General features: G+C 65.0%; 17 protein-coding genes. 12 read left to right on the top strand and 5 right to left on the bottom strand.

Going from position 1 to position 21,023, the window contains the following annotated elements; genetic code table 11:
* The first annotated feature begins 130 nt into the window (after positions 1-130).
* The 8 genes from ACIBW7_RS30180 (at position 131) to ACIBW7_RS30145 (ending at position 8,959) form a co-directional block, all read left to right on the top strand.
* The gene (locus tag ACIBW7_RS30180) at positions 131-1,642 is read left to right on the top strand and encodes a long-chain fatty acid--CoA ligase (protein WP_397052158.1); all 1,512 of its coding nucleotides are present in this window, start codon (positions 131-133) and stop codon (positions 1,640-1,642) included.
* A gap of 51 nt (positions 1,643-1,693) precedes the next feature.
* Complete coding sequence (locus ACIBW7_RS30175) at positions 1,694-2,122, top strand: tautomerase family protein (RefSeq protein WP_397052156.1); 429 nt, start codon at positions 1,694-1,696, stop codon at positions 2,120-2,122.
* A gap of 60 nt (positions 2,123-2,182) precedes the next feature.
* Positions 2,183-2,530: a hypothetical protein gene (locus tag ACIBW7_RS30170; RefSeq protein WP_397052154.1), complete on the top strand. Its 348-nt coding sequence runs from the start codon at positions 2,183-2,185 to the stop codon at positions 2,528-2,530.
* 123 nt (positions 2,531-2,653) lie between these two features.
* Positions 2,654-3,046, top strand: a complete 393-nt coding sequence (locus ACIBW7_RS30165; protein WP_397052152.1) for a hypothetical protein — start codon at positions 2,654-2,656, stop codon at positions 3,044-3,046.
* A gap of 96 nt (positions 3,047-3,142) precedes the next feature.
* The gene (locus tag ACIBW7_RS30160; RefSeq protein ID WP_397052392.1) at positions 3,143-3,652 is read left to right on the top strand and encodes a zinc-binding dehydrogenase; all 510 of its coding nucleotides are present in this window, start codon (positions 3,143-3,145) and stop codon (positions 3,650-3,652) included.
* A gap of 211 nt (positions 3,653-3,863) precedes the next feature.
* Positions 3,864-7,316 carry a protein kinase gene (locus ACIBW7_RS30155; RefSeq protein ID WP_397052151.1) on the top strand — a complete coding sequence of 1,151 codons (3,453 nt, stop codon included), beginning with the start codon at positions 3,864-3,866 and terminating at the stop codon, positions 7,314-7,316.
* Between the two features lie 123 nt (positions 7,317-7,439).
* A complete protein-coding gene (locus ACIBW7_RS30150; RefSeq protein WP_397052150.1) occupies positions 7,440-8,486 on the top strand; it encodes an adenylate/guanylate cyclase domain-containing protein in 1,047 nt (348 codons plus the stop codon).
* Between the two features lie 17 nt (positions 8,487-8,503).
* Positions 8,504-8,959 carry a winged helix-turn-helix transcriptional regulator gene (locus tag ACIBW7_RS30145; protein ID WP_397052148.1) on the top strand — a complete coding sequence of 152 codons (456 nt, stop codon included), beginning with the start codon at positions 8,504-8,506 and terminating at the stop codon, positions 8,957-8,959.
* A 207-nt stretch (positions 8,960-9,166) separates the two neighbouring features.
* Here the strand turns inward: ACIBW7_RS30145 and ACIBW7_RS30140 are convergent, their stop codons facing one another.
* The gene (locus tag ACIBW7_RS30140) at positions 9,167-10,108 is read right to left on the bottom strand and encodes an alpha/beta hydrolase (RefSeq protein WP_397052146.1); all 942 of its coding nucleotides are present in this window, start codon (positions 10,106-10,108) and stop codon (positions 9,167-9,169) included.
* Between the two features lie 2 nt (positions 10,109-10,110).
* Positions 10,111-11,640, bottom strand: coding sequence for a flavin-containing monooxygenase (locus ACIBW7_RS30135; RefSeq protein ID WP_397052144.1), 1,530 nt, complete (start codon positions 11,638-11,640; stop codon positions 10,111-10,113).
* A 140-nt stretch (positions 11,641-11,780) separates the two neighbouring features.
* Here ACIBW7_RS30135 and ACIBW7_RS30130 point away from each other — a divergent pair, with 140 nt between their 5' ends.
* A complete protein-coding gene (locus ACIBW7_RS30130; protein WP_397052142.1) occupies positions 11,781-13,028 on the top strand; it encodes a PucR family transcriptional regulator in 1,248 nt (415 codons plus the stop codon).
* Between the two features lie 96 nt (positions 13,029-13,124).
* Here ACIBW7_RS30130 and ACIBW7_RS30125 read toward each other — a convergent pair whose 3' ends face one another.
* Both ACIBW7_RS30125 and ACIBW7_RS30120 read right to left on the bottom strand, forming a co-directional pair.
* Positions 13,125-14,699, bottom strand: coding sequence for a GMC family oxidoreductase (locus ACIBW7_RS30125; protein WP_397052140.1), 1,575 nt, complete (start codon positions 14,697-14,699; stop codon positions 13,125-13,127).
* Positions 14,700-14,715: 16 nt separating this feature from the next.
* On the bottom strand, positions 14,716-16,443 hold the full coding sequence (locus ACIBW7_RS30120) for an aldehyde dehydrogenase family protein (RefSeq protein WP_397052138.1): 1,728 nt from the start codon (positions 16,441-16,443) through the stop codon (positions 14,716-14,718).
* A gap of 110 nt (positions 16,444-16,553) precedes the next feature.
* On the opposite strand from ACIBW7_RS30120, the gene ACIBW7_RS30115 reads away from it, so the two are divergent.
* Complete coding sequence (locus ACIBW7_RS30115) at positions 16,554-17,735, top strand: PucR family transcriptional regulator (RefSeq protein ID WP_397052136.1); 1,182 nt, start codon at positions 16,554-16,556, stop codon at positions 17,733-17,735.
* Between the two features lie 277 nt (positions 17,736-18,012).
* Here ACIBW7_RS30115 and ACIBW7_RS30110 read toward each other — a convergent pair whose 3' ends face one another.
* A complete protein-coding gene (locus tag ACIBW7_RS30110) occupies positions 18,013-18,720 on the bottom strand; it encodes an SDR family oxidoreductase (protein ID WP_397052134.1) in 708 nt (235 codons plus the stop codon).
* 183 nt (positions 18,721-18,903) lie between these two features.
* On the opposite strand from ACIBW7_RS30110, the gene ACIBW7_RS30105 reads away from it, so the two are divergent.
* Positions 18,904-19,995 carry an alkene reductase gene (locus ACIBW7_RS30105; protein WP_397052132.1) on the top strand — a complete coding sequence of 364 codons (1,092 nt, stop codon included), beginning with the start codon at positions 18,904-18,906 and terminating at the stop codon, positions 19,993-19,995.
* A gap of 67 nt (positions 19,996-20,062) precedes the next feature.
* Complete coding sequence (locus ACIBW7_RS30100) at positions 20,063-20,914, top strand: alpha/beta fold hydrolase (RefSeq protein ID WP_397052130.1); 852 nt, start codon at positions 20,063-20,065, stop codon at positions 20,912-20,914.
* Positions 20,915-21,023 lie beyond the last annotated feature (109 nt).

The raw sequence follows: 21,023 nt of genomic DNA, 5'->3' as shown, positions 1-21,023 counted from the left end.
TCCAAGTGGCGGATCGCCTACCCTCTAATAACGAAGTTATGAACGCAGTTCTATCAGTGCACTTGCCTCAGGGCGACGTGCCGATATGTACCGAAGCCGGACCTTCGGCGCCCGACGAAAGCAACGGAAAATGAATCTCGCCGGAAACCTCGTGATCTCTGCCCATAACCATCCCCACCATGTGGCGATTCGGCTCGACGAGACGGCCGTTTCCTACGGGCACTTGGAGGCGCTCAGTCAGCACATCGCCGGGCTTCTGGCCGCATACGAGGTGGCGCCGGGTGATCGGGTCGCGATCATGCTCCCGAACGTCCCGCATTTCGCCGCTCTCTACTACGCGATCTTGCGGGTGGGCGCGGTTGTGGTACCGATGAATCCCTTGCTCAAGGAACGTGAAGTCGCCTATTACCTGCGCGATTCCGGCGCCAAGCTGATATTCGTCTGGCAAGACTTCGCCGCCGAAGCCGCCGCGGGTGCCACGCAGGTGGGCAGTACCGCGATACCGGTTGCTCCGGCCGAGTTCCTCGACCAAATGATGGCGATCGAGCCACGTGAGGAGGTGATCGAGCGCCGCCCCGATGACACCGCGGTAATCCTGTACACCTCCGGCACCACCGGCTTGCCGAAGGGCGCCGAGCTGACCCACGCCAACCTGGGCAGCAACGTCGACGTCTGCACACAGACCCTGCTCGAGCTCAGCGCCGAGGACGTGATCTTCGGCGGGCTACCGCTGTTCCATGTCTTCGGGCAGACATGCGCACTGAACGCCGCCGTGCGCGTCGGCGCGACGCTGACGCTGTTGCCGCGGTTCGACCCGGCCAAGGCGTTGGAGCTACTGGTTCGGGACCAGGTGACGATCTTCGAAGGGGTGCCGACGATGTACTCGGCGCTGCTGAACCATCCGGGTGCCGCCGACACCGGCCTCGGCGCACTGCGGCGCTGTGTCAGTGGTGGCTCCGCGCTGCCGGTGGAGGTGCTGCACGCCTTCGAGCAGCAGTTCGGATGTGTGGTGCTCGAAGGGTACGGGCTATCGGAGACCTCGCCCGTCGCTTGCTTCAATCACCCCGATCGGCCCCGTGTACCCGGTTCCATCGGTACCCCGGTCCGCGGCGTCGAACTGCGAGTGGTCGACGACGAGGGCGGCGAGGTGGCCGACGGCACGGTCGGTGAGATCGTGATTCGCGGCGACAACATCATGAAAGGCTATTGGAACAAGCCAGAGGAGACCGCCGAGGCGATCACCGATGGCTGGTTTCACACCGGCGATCTGGGTCGGAGCGATGCGAACGGCAATTACTTCATCGTCGACCGCAAGAAGGACATGATCATTCGCGGCGGCTACAACGTCTACCCTCGCGAGATCGAGGAGGTGCTCTACGAGCACCCCGATGTCGCCGAGGCGGCGGTCGTCGGTATCGCGCACGCCGAGCTCGGTGAGGAGGTCACTGCCGCTGTCGCCCTCAAGCCCGGCGCATCGATTGGCGCCGACGAACTGCGTGACTTCGTCAAGGAACGCGTCGCCGCCTACAAATACCCCCGGCACCTGCACATTGTCGACGCCTTGCCGAAGGGGCCGACCGGAAAGATCCTCAAGCGCGAAATCAATCTGCATGTCGACCACAGCGGATCGACCATTCACTGACGCTCCTTGCGGAATTACGGTCGGCCGCTAATCAAATCGAAAGGAAAGCCCATGCCGCTTTATCAAGTTTTGGTTCCCGCGGGCTCGCTGGCTGAGGGCCATCGCGCCGAGCTGGCCGAAGCAATCACCACCATTCATACCTCGGTCACCGGCGCGCCCCGGGGATTCGTCAACGTTGTATTCGTCGAATACGAGCCGTCGGCGTTTTTCACCGCCGGTAACCCCAACACGGTTTCGGTGATCAGCGGAAATATCCGGGCCGGTCGGGATCGCACATCGCGGGCCGAACTGCTCACCCGGTTGTCGGCGGCGTGGACCGCCATCACCGGCCAGGACGCCCGAAGTCTGCTGCTCGGACTCAACGAGATGGATCCCACTTCCATCATGGAGGCGGGGCTGATCATGCCCGCCCCCGGCGAGGAAGCGGAGTGGATCGAACAGCACAGGCAGGAACTCGGCGATGTGCTGTCGACCCAATAGCTGATCGCGCATATGGGGTACCCGCGATCGACGGACCTCGCCACACAGGTCGCCGCCTGTGTGGCAGAGGTCGGCGCGGCACTGAGCCATGACCGCGCCGCCTTGATTCGCGAGCTCTACCACCGACTTTCGAGTGAGATCGCCGAGTTGCGCGGCGAGGAGAGTCTGCAAGCATCGCTCGTCGCGAGCATCGAGGGCAACGTCGAGACCTCCCTGCCCTTCCTGCAATACGGCGTCGATATCGGGCAGGCGGAGGCGCCACCCGCGGCGATCGAATACGCCCGACGCCTCGCCAACACGGCGTTCCGGTTCGAGCTCTCGTCCGCGCCTATCGGCTCGGCCAGGACACGGCCCCGCAGCGAGCCCTGGCCATCCTCAACACCAAGGTCAGCGACCCGTACCTGCTGACCGCCGTCGCGCAACGCCTGGCGGCGGCGAATTTCGCCTACATCGACCACGTCACCGAACAGGTACTCGAGGCCGACGAAGAAGAACGGGACCGCTGGCTACAGCACCGCGTAAGGACTCTCAATGACGAAGACCCAGCAGGTACTACTCGCGAAGCGGCCATCCGGGTTGCCCGATGCGGACACCTGGCGTGTCGCGACCGAGGAACTTCCCGCCATCGCCGCCGGGCAGATCCTGGTGAAGGTCGATCTGGTATCCATCGACCCGGCCATGCGCGGGTGGCTGAACGATGTCCGGTCGTACCTGCCGCCGGTCGGCATCGATGACGTCATGCGCTCGCTGGATGTCGCCACCGTCGTCGAGTCGGCGCATCCTGACTTCGCGGTCGGTGAAACCGTCAGCGGCACCTTCGGCGTGACCAATACGCGATCAGCGACAGCAACGGCGTACAGCGGATCGATCTCGGCATCGCACCAGCGGCGACCTGGCTCGGCGCTCTCGGAATGCCCGGTATGACTGCCTATTTCGGTCTACTCGAGGTCGGCAAACTGCGGGCCGGTGAGACCGTCGTGATCTCGGCCGCGGCCGGAGCCGTGGGGGGTCGCCGGTCAGATCGCGAAAGCTTTCGGAGCGCGGGTCATCGGGATTGCGGGCGGTGCGGAGAAGTGCCGCGTGCTGATCGAGGAACTCGGCTTCGACGCAGCGATCGATTATCGCGGCGAGGGTGTGCTGCACCGACTGCGGGAGCTGGCGCCGGAGGGAATCGACGTGTTCTTCGACAATGTCGGTGGCGACATCCTCGATGCTGCGCTGGCGAATCTGGCGCGGGGTGCGAGGGTGGTCATCTGCGGGGCGATTTCGTCGTACAACGACGACAAACCGGCTCCCGGCCCCTCGCGCTATATGTCTCTGCTGATCTTCCGGGCCTCGATGACCGGATTCGTAGTGTTCGACTACCGCGACCGCTACGGCGAGGCTGTCGCGAAGATCTCGCAGTGGTTGGCCGACGGCAAGATCAAGGCGCGAGAGCACGTTGTCGAGGGTGGAGTCGCCCGGTTCGGTGAAACACTGAACATGCTGTTCGCGGGTGCGAACACCGGAAAACTCGTCCTCGCGATCTGAGTCCGCACGAATCGGGCCCCGCACCGCCGCCTGTTCGGAATCGCCGGTTCTCGCTCGTCGGAAGACTATCCTCGAATTGTCGGGGCACTTTTCCCAGGTCGAGAGGTGGCGCGGATGAGTGGCTGCGGCGGGGTCTTGTGGGGCGGGCCGACTGCACAGTGGTGCGCCGCGGCGAGGGTTTTGCGCGTCCGTTGGTGTGGATGAGCGGCCGGTGTCGCACGACCCAGAGGGGACGCAACGCGACCTTCAGTTCGGTATCGCGGCGGAATTGGCCGCGGCCGGGTTCGACGATGCGCAGGAGATCGGTCGGGGCGGTTTCGGCGTCGTGTACCAATGCGTCGAAGGTTCGCTCGACCGTCAGGTAGCGGTGAAGGTGTTGACGTCGGAGGTTTCCGGCGACGAGCGTGCCCGCTTCCTGCGCGAGCAGCAGGCGCTAGGCCGGTTTTCCGGACACCCGCACATCGTGCAGGTACTGCGAGCAGATGTCACCCCAACCGGGCAGCCCTTCATAGTGATGCCACTGCATGCGCAGGGATCGCTGATGAGTCGGGTCCGCGAGCAAGGACCGGTGCCGTGGCAGGAAGTGCTGTCGATCGGGGTGAAACTGGCCGGTGCACTGGCCGCGGCCCATGCGTTCGGGGTCCTGCACCGTGATGTGAACCCCGCCAATGTCCTGCTCAGCGATTACGGTGAGCCTCAGCTCGCGGATTTCGGTATCGCCCGAATCGGTGGCGGCTTCGAGACATCGGCTGGTGTGGTGGCAGGGACACCCGCGTTCACCGCACCCGAGGTCCTCAAAGGTGAGGATCCGTCGGCGGCCTCGGATGTGTACGGTCTCGGCGCCAGCCTGTTCTGCCTGCTGACCGGCCACGCGGCGTTCGAACGCCGGGCCGGTGAATCGCTGGTCACCCAGTTTCTGCGAATCAGCTCGGAGCCGATTCCGGATCTGCGCGGAGCCGGCGTGCCCGCGATGCTGTGCACGGCGATCGAGTCGGCACTGGACGCCGATCCAGCCGAGCGGCCTGTCGGCGCACGCGAATTCGGCGAGATGTTGCGGAACGTGCAGTTCTCCAGTGGTGTCCGGGTCGACACGATGGCGCTGCCGCCCGGCACCGGGACGGAGAGCGGGATCGAGCGGTCCGCGGAGTCCCGATCGGTACCGGTGGCCGAAACATCGGTGCCTGACGTTCCATTGCCGACTCCGGCGACGCGGTATCGGCCGCCGAGCACGCTGCGTCGGCCGATCGAGCGGCCCCGGTTGCTGGCTGTCTTGCGCGAGGCGCGGGCGCGACGGCTGGTCTTGATTCATGGGCCCGCAGGTTTCGGGAAGAGCACCCTGGCCGCGCAGTGGGGTGACGTGCTCGAGGCCGAAGGTGTCCCCGTCGCCTGGTTGAGCGTGGATCCCGACGACAACAATGTGGTGTGGTTGCTGGCGCACATCGTGCACGCGATCCGGGGCACTCGTCCCGAGCTGGCGACGGGACTGACGGAGCTGCTCGAGCAGCGTTCCACCGATGCCGGACGCCATGTGATGACGACTCTGATCGATCAGATCCACGACAGCGGTGAAACGGTCGCGTTGGTGATCGATGACTGGCATCGCGTGACCAGCCGATCCTCGATCGCGGCCATGGAATTCCTGCTCGACCGCGGCTGTCATCATCTGCGGCTGATCGTAACCAGTCGCACCCGCACGGGGTTGCCACTGAGTCGGCTGCGCGTCAGCGATGAACTTCTCGAAATCGACGAGGCCGCACTGCGATTCGACGGCGCCGAGACGACGGCGTTCCTCAGCGGGATGAACGGATTGTCGCTGGCGGCCACCGATATGGAGAACTTGCGCCGCTCGACCGAAGGCTGGGTCGCGGCGCTGCAACTGGCGTCGTTATCGCTGCGCGGTAAGGCAGACCCGGGCACCTACATCAGCCAGATATCCGGACGCCACTACGCGATCGGCGAGTATCTGCTGGAAAATGTCGTCGGCTCGCTAGAACCGGACATACTCGAGTTCCTGATGCGCACAGCGGTCACCGAACGCATCTGCGGTGAGCTCGCCGAAGCGCTGACCGACCGCAAACCCGGCCAGGAATTGCTCGAGGACGTTCGCCAGCGTGATTTGTTCCTGCGCAACATCGATGACGACCTGGACTGGTTCCGCTACCACGGACTGTTCGCCGACTTCCTGCGGCGTCGACTCGTCCAACAACACCCCGGCCTGCTCGAGCAATTGCACCTGAGAGCCTCGTCGTGGTTCGCCGACCACGATATGCCGAACGAGGCGGTCGACCATGCCCTCGCCGCCGACGCCTCGGACCTGGCCATGCGGCTGGTGCAAGAGCGCGGCGAGAAACTGCTCGAGGGTTCGCGGATGGCGACCTTCCTCGGCTTGGTCGCGAAGCTGCCCGGTTCACTGACAGCGCTGAATCCGGTTCTGCAGGTACAGATAGGCTGGGCGAATGTCGCCCTGCAGCGACGCTCGGCCGCCATCGTCGCACTCGATCGAGCCGACACCGCGCTGGCTGCGGGCACGGTCGATGATGAACAAGCCGATGAGATCCGGCTCGAGGCGTCTCTGGCCAGGGTCTGCAATGATCTGGTGACCGATCGGTCCGCCGAGGTCCCAGCGCCGGTGTTGGCGCGTGTGCAGACTTCGGCTCGGCCTTTCCTTTCCATTACGGCGGCGGCCTCCGCGGCCGCGTCCGCGCTCTATCGGTTCGATTTCGAACAGGTCCAGCACTGGCATCGTTGGATGGAGTCGTATAGAGACCGTGCTTCGGGCCCTTTCGGGGTGATGTACTGCGATTGCATCGCCGGTATGGCCGCGGCCGAACAACTCGATATCGCCGCTGCGGAGTCTTGCTATCGGATGGCTCTGCGCCTGGCGTTGCGGACCGGTAAGCAGTCGCACGCCACCCGGCTGGCGAGTGCCTTGCTCGGCGAATTGCTGTATGAGAAAGGGCAATTCATCGAGGCGGAGGAACTCCTCGAGATCGGTCTCGGTCCCGAGGGCGGTGCCGTGGAGTTCTTGATGGCCACGTACGGGACCGGTGCGCGCCTGGCGGCCGTGCGCGGCGATCTCGACCGCGCCCAGCAACGTCTGGCGGCGGGCGCGAAGATCGCCGCAGATCTGTCACTGCCACGACTGGCGGCACGAATCGTGAACGAGCGTGTCCGCCTCGGTCTGCCCATCACCGTTAGCGAACGGCAGGTCCTCGACAATCTCGCGCCCTATACCGCGCAACCCACCGCGACCCTGGCTATCGCATCCGAGCTCGAACACGATTCCGCGATCCGGCTGCTTCTCGCTGAACCGTCACCGGCGGCTGCCCAGCAGGCCCTCGACCGGGCCGAACACCTCGTGCGCGAGATCAGTCGCCAAACACGACCGAGGGCACTGCTCCTGGCTGAACTGCTGCGCGGATGCTGCCTGTCGGCAACCGGGCAAAAAGTGCGGGCCGCCGAACTACTGGCTCCGGCACTGTCGCATTGCGCGGGCCTGGGGCTGGCACGGCTCGTCGCCGACAGCGGCCGCCAACTGCAACCGGTCCTGGAAACACTCGCCGAAGCACCGTCAGCGGCTGGGCTACCGCGCTCGTTCCTGCTGCAGGTGCTGGCCCAGTTCGAACCGGCGCTACCCAACCGCAGCCGTCGATCCGAGGACTAGCACTGCTGGTTCTCGGCGTCGGTGGGACAGTTCGACGATAGTGATCATTGCTCGGCTACCGGAACATAATGGTGTCGCCCATCAGTCACACTGGAGAGCCCACCATTGGAAGTTGCGAAATCGATGACCACGAATAGGCCACCGTTGCCCGGAAACATCCGCGACAATTTGCAGAAGATCGGCGATACGGTCGATGCAATGATCCTGGGCGGTCCGCGCAAGTACACAGCCGACGAAGTGCTGAGCCGTTCCGGTATCGACCGTGAACGTGCCGAGCGTATATGGCGGGCAATGGGATTCGCGACGCCGCCGGACGAGGAACGGGCATTCACCGACGATGACGTCGAGGCGTTGCGTCGAGCCGGGAAATGGCGTGAAATCGCCGGTGTCGACGATGCAGCGATCGTCGCGATAACTCGCGCGATTACGCAGTCGGTCTCCCCGTTGGCCACCTGGGAGGCTCAGTTGGCCGTCGACAACTTCCTCGACGAGGTGACAACATCCACCTCGGCTTCAGCGTTGCTGACATTCTCCGAGCAGATTTTGCCTTTGCTCGAACAAACCCACGCCTACATGTGGCGCAGGCAGGTCGCCGCGTACATCGCTCGACGGATCGCGGTCGCGCAGGAGGACAGCTCGCGTCCGATCGGCACGGCGGTCGGATTCGCGGATATTTCGGGGTATACGGCCCTGACGCGCGGCGCGGGCGAATACGAGATACGCCGTTTGCTCGATGCTTTCGAGTCCGCGACCACGAATGCCGTCGGGGAGAATAGCGGTCGTATCGTGAAAATGATCGGTGATGCGGCGCTGTTCACGGCCGACCGACCGACTGCCGCCGCTGACATCGCGCTCGATCTGCTTGCGGCATGGCCGGATTCCGAGCCGCCACTGCGCATCGGGGTCGCCTCGGGGCCGGTTGTGGATCGACTCGGTGATATTTTCGGGGCAACGGTGAATATCGCGAGCAGGCTGACCTCGGTCGGCACGCCTGGCGAGGCCCTGGTCGACGAGAATATGGCGCAGGCACTGTGCGAGCACGATGGCTACCGACTCGAACAACGACCTCCGGTCACCGTGCGTGGCTACGACCGTTTGGATTCCTGGCGATTGCATCGGACGAACTTCCGGAATGATCAGTATCTCATCGCGGAGCCATCGCGAGACTGAGCGGATATTTTGTATTCATGAAGTCGACATTCTCGGACCCGGCGTGCTCGGTTGCTCGCACAGTGGAGCTGTTCGGTGATTCATGGACACCGTTGATCATGCGCGACGCGATCATGGGCGCCCGTCGCTTCGACGAATTCCAGAAATCTCTCGGCATCGCACGAAACGTACTGTCGACTCGACTTACCCGACTGGTGGAGCGGGGCGTGATGACCAAACGGCTATACCAGGAACACCCACCGCGCAGAGAGTACATCCTCACCGATAAAGGACGCGACTTCTTCTCGGTTCTCATAGCGATGCGTGAGTGGGAAGCCCGCTGGCTGGACGAGGGCAGCGCTGATTCGGTGACGCTACATCATTCGTCGTGTCGGCACGAGTTGACCGCGCGCACTATTTGCGGATCATGTGGTGCAGACATCGCGCTCGACGATATCGAATTCCACGCCGAGCCCGCTTGTCGCGAAGGCTGATGCGTAACGGCCGTTGTGATTCAGTCCCTCATCGGACAAGACCCCACCTGTGCGGACCGCAACTCTAGGGCTCGGGTGCCGGACGGTAAGCGTCTCGACCGCCCGAAGAATTCAGCCGTATTCGTGCCGACAGCACGAAATGTGGTGTCGGCATCCACCCACACAGTCGATCGCCCGCGGCGCAGGTGGCGGGGATCGGCGACGTGGTCAGGAAGGATCGACGGCCATCACCGGATCGTGAAAGCTCGGCAGCTCGCGCGTGAGGAAGGCGACCTGATCGGCGAGTAAGCGCACCTGCCAGGGACCGTCGTACACGTCGAAGTGGTCCACCGGGTAGCGGCGAACCTCGGCGCCGCCGCCTGCGCGGGCCGCTACCTTCAGCGCCGCCCGGACCGGGACCACCGTGTCCGCATCGCCCACCTGTACGAGCAGCGGGGCCTGGAGTCGACGCGCGGACCCGCCTGGCCGATTCAGTGCGAGCTCGAGTGCCACCCGCGCACAGACCTCGTTGCGCCAACCCGGCCCGGCAACACCGGCCATCGCCTCTTGTGCGCCGTCTTTGGCCAACACCGCACCCGAGCCAGATGGACCGATGGCAGGCAACAGCCAGGGCGGCCGTCGGGTGGCGGCGGCCAACCCATCGCGAACTCCCGCGGCGGCGAGCCGAAATATGGGTGCCAGCCCTCCGTTTCGGGCGAGGTGCGCCACTGTGGCAGGACCGTCGACAGCTGGTGTCATCGCCACGATCGCTGCGACGTCAGGGTCGTCGGCGGCGATCTTCAAGACATGTCCACCCGAGTACGACGTTCCCCACAGGATGATCCGACCGGGATCCACACCCTCGATACTGCGCGCGGCGCGGACCGCTGCACGGTAGTCGGCGCGTTGGCGGCGATAGGACACGAGCTGGCGCGGATTTCCCGCCGAGGCACCGAAGCCGCGATAGTCGAAGAGCACCACATCGAGGCCGGCGGCGGCGAAGCCCTCCGCGAATCCGAGCAAACCGGTGTCGCGGGTGCCGCTGAAGCCGTGCGCCATCACGACGCACGGCCGTCCGTTCTTGCCGTGCAAGGTGTCGTCAGCTGCCCGCAGATGCCATGCGGCACAGGTCGTTCCAGCGCTGGGGAAGGTGATCTCTTGCCTTCTCATCCTCAGCCGACCCGCAACGCGATATCGGATTCGGCAGCGACGCGGGAGAACCGCAACGCGGGATCCGCCACGGGTCCCCGGACGAGCCGGTCTCGGTCCGCTCCGTAGCTCATCTCCATCGACCAAGGGCCGTGCGAACCTTGCCGGGGAAGAGATTCGGCCGCTCGTTGGACATAACCGGCGTGGAAGTCCACCATCGGGGTGAGTTGAAGGGTGGGGTCGTTGGCGACCGGCACCGCGATGTGCTCGCCGGTGCTGTCCAGGTGCGCGATGAGACGGCACAGATGCTCGCAGACGAGGTCGACCTTCAAGGTCCACGCCGCATTGGTGTAACCGAAGGCGAAGGCGAAGTTCGGTACTCCCGAGAGCATCATGCCCTTGTAGACCACCGTGTCGGCGACGTCGATCGGCACGCCGTCGAGGCTGAGAGTCATCGCCCGCAGCGGAATCATCCGTAGGCCGGTCGCGGTCACGACGATGTCGGCGTCGAGACTGTTCCCGGTGGCGAGTTCGATTCCGCGCTCGGTGAACCGGGCGATCCGGTCGGTGACCACGGAAGCCTTGCCGGTGCTGATCGCGGTGAACAAGTCGCCGTCGCGGGCGAAGCACATGCGCTCGTGCCACGGGTCGTAGCTGGGCTTGAAGTGCTGATCGACCGGATAGCCCTTCGGCAACGCGTTTTTGTTGACCCAGCGGACGAGTCGACGGGTAAAGCGCGGATAGCGACGGCTCACTGCATAGATGACAGCGAGCCGAGTTCTGTTGATGGTCCTGCTCATCCGGTATGCCGTGGGCTCGGGCAGGAGCCTGCGCAGTCCGTCGGTGACCGGGTCACGGCTCGGGATCGGGAGGATGTAGGTGGGTGAGCGCTGCAACAGCGTGACGTGTGCGGCGGTCTCCGCCATCGCCGGGACCAGCGTGATCGCGGTGGCGCCGCTGCCGATGACCACCACCTTTCGACCGCGGTAGTCCAGATCCTGCGGCCAATGTTGGGGATGGACGATCTCGCCGGTGAAGCGCTCTTCGTCATCGAAGTGCGGCCGGTATCCCTGGTCGTAGTCGTAGTATCCGGTGGCCCCGAACAGCCACCGGCATTCCACGGTCGCGCTCTGGCCGGTGCCGAGGTTGGACAGCTGGACTGCCCACAGTCCCCGCTGGGAGGACCAGTCGGCCGAGGCGACTTTCCAGCCGAGTCGCAGATGGGACGACAAGTTGTAGTCGTCGACCGTCTCATGGAGGTAGCTCAGGATCTCCGCGCCGTCAGCGATCGCGTTGTCGAGCTTCCACGGCTTGAACTCGTAGGAAAATGTCTGCGCGTCCGTGTCGGCGCGAATCCCGGGGTAGCGGAACAGGTCCCAGGTGCCGCCGATGTTCTCGCGGGCATCCACGATAAGGAACGTCTTGTCCGGCAGCTTGCTCTTCAGATGGCTGCCCGCGCCGATTCCCGAGATCCCCGCACCCACGATCAGGACGTCGACGTACCCGAACATCTCATCCCGAGCTTTGTGGTCGACCTTGCGTTTCGTCGCCATGGCCTGGTCCTCTCGCCGTTGTCGCTGTGTCGTGCGTTACAAGTGTCGGGATGGAGTGACCTACCTCTCAAGAGTGATTTGCCCAAGAAGTGACGGCCAAATGGGCGTTCTGCCTATCGTGTCGGGGTTACATTCGACCAGTGAATCGAGTTGCAACCCCGTTGCCGGGGGCTGACGGCGTTGTCCAGAACGTCTGCGAAATGCTGCTCGCTGAACCCGCCGATGTCATGACCGACGTGCACGATGCCGTCTTCGCGGCGGCGATCGAACCCTTTCGCACCGAACCGTCGCTGGTTGCCGAGGTCACGGCCAGTTCCCGCGCCAACCTGCTGCACTGGGCCGCCTCCGTGCGCAGTGCTCCGAGGGAACCGGTCACGGCAAACCTGAGTGCGGAAGTGGTCGGCATAGCCCGCGACACATTCCGTCGAGGGGTCGAACAGATTCTGGTCACGGCATATCACGCGGGACACAATGCGCTCTGGAGGCATTGGATGCGGCTGGCATTCGCCGTCTCATCCGATCCCGTCGTACTTCAGGAAGCTCTCGACGTGGCCGCCCGTTCGCTGGCCGACTTCGTCGATGTCACGCTCGCCGCGCTGGCCGCTCAACTCGAATCCGAACGCGCCGAACTCACCCGGGACAGTCACGCGCAGCGTTTCGAATTGGTGAGCCTCGTTCTCGAAGGAGCTCCGATGGCCAACGATCGCGCCAGCGACCGCCTCGGCTACCGATTCGACCGCCGCCACACCGCGGCTGTGTTGTGGACGGACCCCGGGGCGCCTGATCGGCGCGGCTTGCAGCGCGCGGCGGAGGCGCTGGGGGCTGCCACCCAGGCACAGCAGACGTTGGATGTCATCGCCAGCTCCACCTCGGTGTGGACCTGGTTGGCCAATGCGACGGCCGTCGATGCACAAACCCTCGCGGCGGCGACGTCGCATATCGAGGGCGTGCGCATCGCCATGGGACCGGCCGACACCGGGGTGGAGGGTTTTCGACGCAGCCACCTGGATGCGGTCGAGACGCAACGACTGATGCAACGATTGCCGGACTTGCGTTTCGCCAGCTTCGCCGACGTCCAACTCGTGACGCTCGCAACCTACAACGAGCAGCGGGCCAACGAGTTCGTCGCCCGGACGTTGGGGAAGGTGACGACAGCGGATGCCGAACTCCGGGAGACATTGCGGATCTATATCCGTGAGCAATTCAGCGCGTCGCGGGCCGCACGAACACTCTTTGCGCATCGCAATACCGTTCTCAACCGCATTCAACGTGCGCAGGAGATCCTGCCGGTCTCCCTCGACAGCAACGGTCTCGAGATCGGGGTAGCCCTGGAGATCGCACATTGGCTCGGTCATCAGCCGACCAACGCGGACGATTCTCGGACGTGAGGTCGCGGGGATGGGCCCCGGCGGCAACGTGCCCGCACTCGAGGGGCGTCGGCTGACAACCGATGCCCGTCACGAGGCCGCCCAGGGGCCCTCCTTTCAGCCGCGGATCAGGTCGGCTGCCTTCTCACCGATCAGCACGCTCGGGGCGTGGGTGTGTCCGCGAATGATGCTGGGCATCACCGATGCGTCCGCGATCCGCAGCCCTTCGACACCTCGAACCAGCAAAGCCGGTGTCACGACGCTGGTTTCGTCGCTGCCCATCCGGCAGGTGCCCACCGGGTGATACAGGGTGTGTGAACAGGAGGTGAGCGCCTTTTCGAGCGTGTCAGCACCGGTATCCGGTGCGCCCACGGGACGAGCGACCTTGCCGAGCAGTTTTTTCAACGCGGGTGCTTCGGCGATCTCCGCGCACATGCGAAGGCCTGCCAGGATGGCCGCGCGATCGACGCCGCCGCTGTCGGACAGGTAGCGGGGATCGATGACCGGCTTCGCCAGTGGGTCGGCCGAGCGCAACGAGATGCGGCCTCTGCTCTGCGGTTTGAGCAGGATCGATCCCATTACCACCGCGTGGCCGTACGGTTCTCCGATGCCCTCGTCGAAGAACGGTGCGGGTCCGAAGATCAGCTCGAGGTCGGGCAGATCCAGATCCGGGCGGCTACGCACGAATCCGTAGGCCTCACCCACATTGGAGGTCAGCATCCCGCGTTGTCTGGCAAGGTAATTGATGAGCTCCAGCGGCTTTTCCGCGGCGAACAAGCTGTCGCCTTCGACGTCGAAGCCGAGCATCGCGACCAGATGGTCCATCAGGTTCTGCCCGACCTCCGGTGCGTGGTACACGGTGGCGATGCCGTGCTCTGCGAGATGTTCGCGATCGCCGATGCCGGAGAGCATCAGTAGTTGTGGACTGTTGATCGCGCCGCCGCACAGCACCACTTCCCGGCGGGCATACACGACCTCGCGCCTGCCGCTGGACTCGAATTCGACTGCCACAGCGCGAGTTCCATCGAAGATGATGCGTGTCGCGACGGCCTCGGTGCGCAATGTCAGGTTCTTCCTGCCGAGCGCGGGCCGAAGGTAGGCGTCGGCCGTGCTCCAGCGTGCGCCGCCCTTCTGCGTCACGACGGTCTCGGAGAAACCCTTCGGCTCGGGCAGATTCGGGCGCTCCACGGTGTGCCCGGACTCCGCCGCGGCCGCCAGCCAGGCCGCAGTGAACGCGCGCGGGCTGCGCTGCCGCGACACATGCAGCGGGCCGTCGACACCCTCGTCGGGCTCGCGTGCCCCCTCGACTGCTTCGATCTTGCGGAAGTACCGCACGACCTCAGCGAAGGACCAGTCGCTTCCAGCTCGCTCGGCCCAATCGTCGTAGTCCGCGGCGAATCCGCGCACCCACATCATCGCGTTGAGCGACGAGGAGCCGCCCAGCGTTTTGCCCCTGGGCCAATAGATTTCGCGTCCGCCCAGATTGGGCTGCGGTTCGGTGCGGTAATCCCAATCCACGGCGCTGCGGAACAGCTTCGAGAATGCGGCGGGGATATGGATGAATTTGTCTTTGTCCTGCGGTCCGGCCTCCAGCACTACGACGCTGGTGGCGGGGTCGGTACTGAGTCGGTTGGCGACGACCGCGCCCGCCGATCCGGTACCGATGACGACGTAATCGGCGTGGGTATCCACGTGTGCTCCTGCTCGGTCAGCCGCGCAACGCGGATGCGAAGATTGCGGGCAGTTTTCCCCATCCGGGCGCTCCGGCGAACGCGGCGAGTCGCCGTCCGGTCGTCGCCGCGGTCGTATTGTTCACAAACCACGGCGGCTTCGGCGTGAGCGACCACTCACCGTGCAGCACCGAGCGTGGCGCGGGACGGAACGGTCCGCGCACGACCGTCCGTTCGGGCCGGTCGATCAGGAACGCGTTGTGCACCACACCGATTCCGCTCTGAACGTCGTCGATCGTGTGGCCCGGATATGCACCCCAGGTGGCCGCAGCGGTCAGGAACCCGGCGCCGGTCCACGCATTGATCGCGATCGTGCCGTAGTGCAGCTGCTCGATCAGGTCGTCGAATGCCGCGCCCATCGCGCGGATGGTCGCCGGGTGCGCGATGACATTCACCCCGAGCGTGCCGACGAACTCGTCGTTCGCCACTGCCGCCGCCGCACGCGCGAAATCGGATCCGAGGCCGGACAATTCGACGACTCCGAGAACCGGCGCGAAGTATTCGGTCTGCAGCAGTGTCTCGCTTCGGTCGCCGCGCAGGCCCGGCATCAGGACTCGGCCGCCGAAGTGCTCGGCGTTCGGATAGGTCGATGCGGCTGCCGCGACCCGATCGTCGCTGCCCGGATAGTACGCGGCCCGACTCGGTGCGGCGTCGTAGGCCGCGCGCAGCTCGCGAAGGAAGTCGTCCTTCTGATCCCAGTCGGCGGAAATCACGACGGCCTGTGCCGCGACACAGTTGTATCCGCCGTTGTGCAGGCGCTGGGTGACAATGTGGTCGGCCTGGAACCGCAGATCGGCCTTGCTCCACCGGCCCGGCAGCACGATGGTCGGGGAGACGCCGCCGAGTTCGCTGGTGATCGGCTTGTCCAGTCGAGGCCGACCGGCGTCCTTGCGCGCCGCGGCGTCCTCGCCGTGTCCCCAGACGATCGCGTCGTGGGTCGCGGCGCTGCCGGTCATATGCACGTGTGCGACGTCTGGATGCTGCACCAGATATTCGCCGACATCCGCTGCGCCGGTGAGGATCCGGACGGCCCCGATCGCAATGAACGGCTCCAGCACATCGGTCAGCGGCTCCAGCATCGGGTCCGTGAGCGGATTCAGCTTCAAAGCGACGACGCGGTTGTGCGCGAACAGTTCGTACATTACGTCCAACGGGGCGATCGAGGTGATGTTGCCCGCGCCGAGCACCACGCCGATGCCGTTGGTGTGAACCGGGTCGAGCTGTGCCAGCCCCGCGGCTCGGATGGCTTCGGCCCGGCCGATTCCCGGCTGCAGCCACACCTCAGCGCTGAATCCGCTCAGCAGCAAAGTGTCGAAGACCGATGTGGGCAGCACGCGGACCGTGGTGCGTCCACCGGCGGTGCCGAAATGCGCCTTCTCGAGTGGGCTGTGCCCGGCGGCGAGTGCGCGCAGGCTCTGCTCTAGTGCTCCGGCCCCGGTTGCCATCGCATAGGGGCCGGATATCCATTCCTCGCCGACCAGCGCCGCGTCTGGATCCAGTCGCTTATATCTGACCGCCGCATCGACCCACTCTCGGGCAAATTGCGCGGTGCGCTCACGGACGCGCCCGAGCAGCTCGGCTCGTGCGGCCAAGGAGATTGCGGCCCAGGCCTTTTCGCCCTCGGCAAGGTCTGACAGTGCGGCGTCGACGGCGCCCCGCAGGTCGGTCGGCGAGTCGTTGATGGTCATAGTCGGAATTGTCCGCATCAGTGCCGCCGCACACCATGGGCGGCGGTCGCGCGAGTAGGTGATCGACTTTGTGCGACGGCACAATTACGGTGTGGTGTGGGCCACAGCGCTGGTGGTACGCTGCCGTGGTGGCCAGACCGTTGCACTCGCTCGCGGCCACCGAACTCGCGAGGCAGTTGCTGGACTCGGTGGACTCGATGGCCGACGAACTGGCCGACCGGATCGTCGCATCCGAGCGGGCATACCTGGACTCCCAACTGCTGACCCGTGAGCAACTGCGCGGAGCCTGCCTGGACAACTTGAGCGCAATGCTCGGCTACCTCGCCGGCCGCGATCCGGTGCGGCTGGAATCCGCGCGGGCGGCGGGCAGATTGAAGGCCGAACAGGGGTTGCCGATAGCGGCGATGCTGCACGCGTACCGGCTCGGTGGTCGGTTGATCTGGGAAGAGTTGATGGTCCGCGCCGGTGGTGTCGCGCACGGTGAGCTGCTGAAGATTCCTGGCGCATTGTGGGCGATGGTCGACCGGTACTCCGATGCCGCGGCCGAGGCGTACCGCGAGACCGAAACTCTGGTCGCCTTGGCCGATATCGAGTCGCGGGCCCGGGTGATCCGGACGTTGTTCGACGACCACGCCGAGAATCCCGCTGTGGTTCTGGACGCGGCGCGCACTCTCGGCCTGCCCGAGTCCGGGGTGTTCGTAGTGCTTGCGGCCGAGGTCGATTCGGATCAGAACACGATGGCAGCCGCGATCGCCAAGCTGAAGGACCGTGGCATCGTTTCGATCTGGGATTTCTACGCCGATACCCGGACCGGTCTGATCTGCGCACCCACGCCCGCCGAAATCGATAGTGCCATTGGCTTACTCGGTGCGGCGGTCGAAGCTCGTGCGGGCGTCAGTCGCATCTTCAGCAGTCCACAGGGCATTGCCGCCGCGCGTGAGGAAGCCCGGCTCGCGCTCAAGTGCACACCGCGCGGCGCGGTCGCGATGACCCGCTACGAATCGGAGCCGGTCGCACTACTGGTGGTGCGGCTACCCGATGCGGCGCGCAGTGCCGCCGCACAAATCCTCGGCCCGCTCATGCAACTGCCGGAGGCGGAGCGAACGGCCTTGCTGCACACCCTCGAAGTGTGGTTCGAGTGCAAAGGTTCGACCGTGGCCGCCGCGCGGCAGATGCACTATCACCGCAACACCGTGCTCTACCGGCTGCGCAAGATTCGCGACCTCACCGGCCGCGACTGCGATCAACCGGCACAGGCGGCCGAGCTCTACATCGCGCTGCAGGCGACCCGACTGCTGCGCCCGCTGTAGTTTGCTCAACAGCGTTGTAAGGCAACGTATTCGCAAGCCGGTCGCGGTAGGGGTGAGCAGCGGTTATCGCTGTCGGTGAAGGGTCTTCGGCGCGCGGTGTTCCGACGAGCGGTGGCGAACGCGAGAGCGTCATCCCAGCTCGACTGTTTCAGGATGAGCCCGCGGTATTTCATGATCTCGGTCGGTTCAGTGTGAGGGCTCCGATCAGGCGCGGTCCGCGGCGATACAGCGCGACCCACCGGTATACCAAGGGTGGTAAACGTCATGTCGGCATTCCTCAGCTGCTCATCAGTCGTGCGAGGCGTTTCTGCACGGGCTCGCTCAGCCATGCGCGCGCCTGTCGACTGAGCTCGTCCGCGAGTACTTCTGCGGTGCCGGACTCGATGCCGTCGAGCACCTGTCGAACCACATCCGCGGGATCTGACTTCGGCGAATCCGAGTACTTCCCCATATCGGTGTCGACGAGGCCCATGTAGACGCCCACCACCTGGACGCCGCGTGGGGCGAGTTCGGTGCGCATGGAGTCCGTCGCGCTCCACATCGCCGCCTTCGATACGCCATAGCTCCCGCCTATGGGAAGCCATGCGAGAACCGACGAGACGTTGACGATGGCGCCGGAGCGCTCAACGATCCGGTCGGCGAATGCGGAAGCCAGTGCGAGCGGGCCGAACAGGTTCGTCTCCAGCTCCGCGCGAAGCCCGTCCGTGGATCGGCCGAGTACCGAGGCTCCGCGGGCGATGCCCGCATTGTTGATCAGAACGCTGACATCGGTTGCGGTCTCGGCCGCTTCGGCGACCGAGACGGCGCTGGTGACATCGAGGTGCAGCGGAACGATGCGCGCGTCTGTTGCATGGATCTGCTGTGGGTCGCGGGCGGCGGCATAGATCTTCTTCACCCCGCGGCCGAGTAGTTGCTCGACGTATTCGCGGCCCATGCCGCGATTGGCTCCGGTGACGAGCACCGTCTGATCGACGAGCGAAGTCATGACGTCCTCCTAGAGAATGTAAACCGATCGGTATACATAGATGAGGCTACACGGGCCGGCGGGGAGCTTCACTACGGGCCTGGTTGCAGAATCGAGTAGCAAATACTATCTTTTTTTAAAGTGATGCCGATCGGCTCCGCCCCATCCATCTTTCGACACCCATCCCCACCAGGAGGATCACGCATGTCTGTTGCTTTCAAGCCGGTACGAATCGGACCTTGGGATCTACCGCAGTCTTTCGTCATGGCGCCGCTGACTCGTAGCCGCGCGGGAGAAGGCAACGTGCCCACGGCGATGAACGCCGAGTACTACACCCAGCGCGCCGGGGCGGGGCTGATCGTCACGGAGGGGACTGCGCCCAGTGCGGTCGGCCAGGGCTACCCGACTGTGCCCGGGCTCTACACCGACGAACAAGTTGCCGGGTGGCGACTCGTCGCCGAGGGCGTGCACGGCGCCGGTGGCACGATCGTGGCTCAGTTGATGCACGTCGGGCGGGTCGCCCATGCCGGCAACAAGGGTGGTGTGGATACGATCGCGCCGAGCGCCGTCCAGGCTCCCGGTCAGATGTTCACGCTGACCGGCATGGTCGATCACGATGTGCCTCGAGCCATCGCGGCTGGTGAAATCCCCAGTATCATCTCCGAATTCGTCGAGGCTGCCCGCAACGCGATCCGCGCCGGTCTCGACGGGGTCGAGATCCACGGTGCGAACGGCTATCTGCTGCACCAGTTCCTCGATCCGACGGTCAACCTCCGCGACGACGAATTCGGCGGCACGCCGGAGAATCGGGCTCGGTTCGTCATCGACGTGGTCACGGCGGTCGCCGAGGCGATCGGTGCGGATCGGGTCGGCCTGCGGCTCTCGCCCGGTCATCAGTTGAACGGCATCGGCGAGGTGCCCGGTGCCGACCTCGACGAGACGTATCGGGCGGTCGTGGATGCGATCGCGCCATTGGGTCTGGCGTATCTGAGCATTCTGGCCAGCCCGTTCGAGTCCCTCGAACCGCTCGTCGGTGACCTCCGCGCTCGGTTCGGCGGTTCGGTGCTCTTGAACCTCGGTGCTACACCGGTACCAACGTCGCTCGAAACAGTCGAGGACCTGCTGGATAAGGACCTGGCCGACGCCGTCGTCGTCGGGCGTGCCTTCCTCGCCAATCCCGATCTCGTAGAGCGCTGGCGCACCGGCGCGGAGCTGAACGAGGTGGACTTCACCACGCTGTACGGTGGCGGGCCGCGCGGGTACACCGACTATCCCGCTCTCGCTGAGATTGCCTGAGCCACAAGGCTTTTCATCGCATAGCTAGTGGGCAACCGATTAATCCGCACCACCTGAGGAGAACGATATGAGTACCTATACACCTGTCAACGCCGCCGAGGATCTGCATGTCGATGGAGCGTCGGCGCGTTTCACCTACCGCCGGATCGGCCCGCGCGGCGGAGTTCCGCTGGTGCTGTTGCACCGCTTCCGTGCCACCGTCGACTGGTGGGATCCGGAGTTCCTCGACCTCCTCGCCGCCGAGTGGGACGTCATCCTGTTCGACAACATCGGTATCGGATACACCCGCGGCGAAGCCCTCACCTCCGTCGAGGGGTTCGCCGCGGGCGCGATCGACTTCATCGAAGCGCTGGGGTTGACCGAGGTCGACCTGCTCGGCTGGTCCTTCGGTGGTGTCGTCGCGCAGGCGGTCACGCTCACGCGGCCCGATCTCGTTCGCAAGTTGATCGTCGCGGGCAGCGGATCGGGCCTCGCCCCGAATATGCCGACCATCACCGAACGGGTCCTGGGAATCATGGCCAAGCCGGACGCCGATCTCGAGGACATGCTGTATCTGTTCTATCCCGAAACCGAAGAGGCTCGAAAGCTGGGGCTCGAACACTTCGACAAGGTCTCGGCCGCGATGCCGACGGACGCTCCGGTGGTCAGCGAAGCCGCCGCTATGGGGCAGCTCCAGGCAATCACCGCGGCGCTGGCGACGCCGTGGGAGCAGGTTGTCGCGGGGCTCGAAACGATTCGGCAGCCTGTGCTCTATGCCAACGGTTCGCACGACGTCATGATTCACGCCTTCGCGTCGTACTCCGCTGTGGAGCACCTCCCGTCGGCCAAGTTGGTGCTGTACAGCGACGCCGGCCACGCGTTCCTGTTCCAGCATCTCGCGGAATTCACGGCCGAGGTGAAGTCCTTCCTCGCCGACTGAGCTTTGTTCTCGCGTATGCCTGTCGCTCCCGCCGGTCAGTCGGGAGCGGCAGGCGGCTTCGCCCGGGATTGATTGGTGCGCGGAATGTCACGTGACCGAAGACAATATA

This window comes from Nocardia sp. NPDC049526, from assembly GCF_044465765.1.
Classification (GTDB): domain Bacteria; phylum Actinomycetota; class Actinomycetes; order Mycobacteriales; family Mycobacteriaceae; genus Nocardia.
The sequence above is the reverse complement of the archived record's forward strand: the minus strand, read 5'-3'. Positions and strand labels throughout refer to the sequence as shown.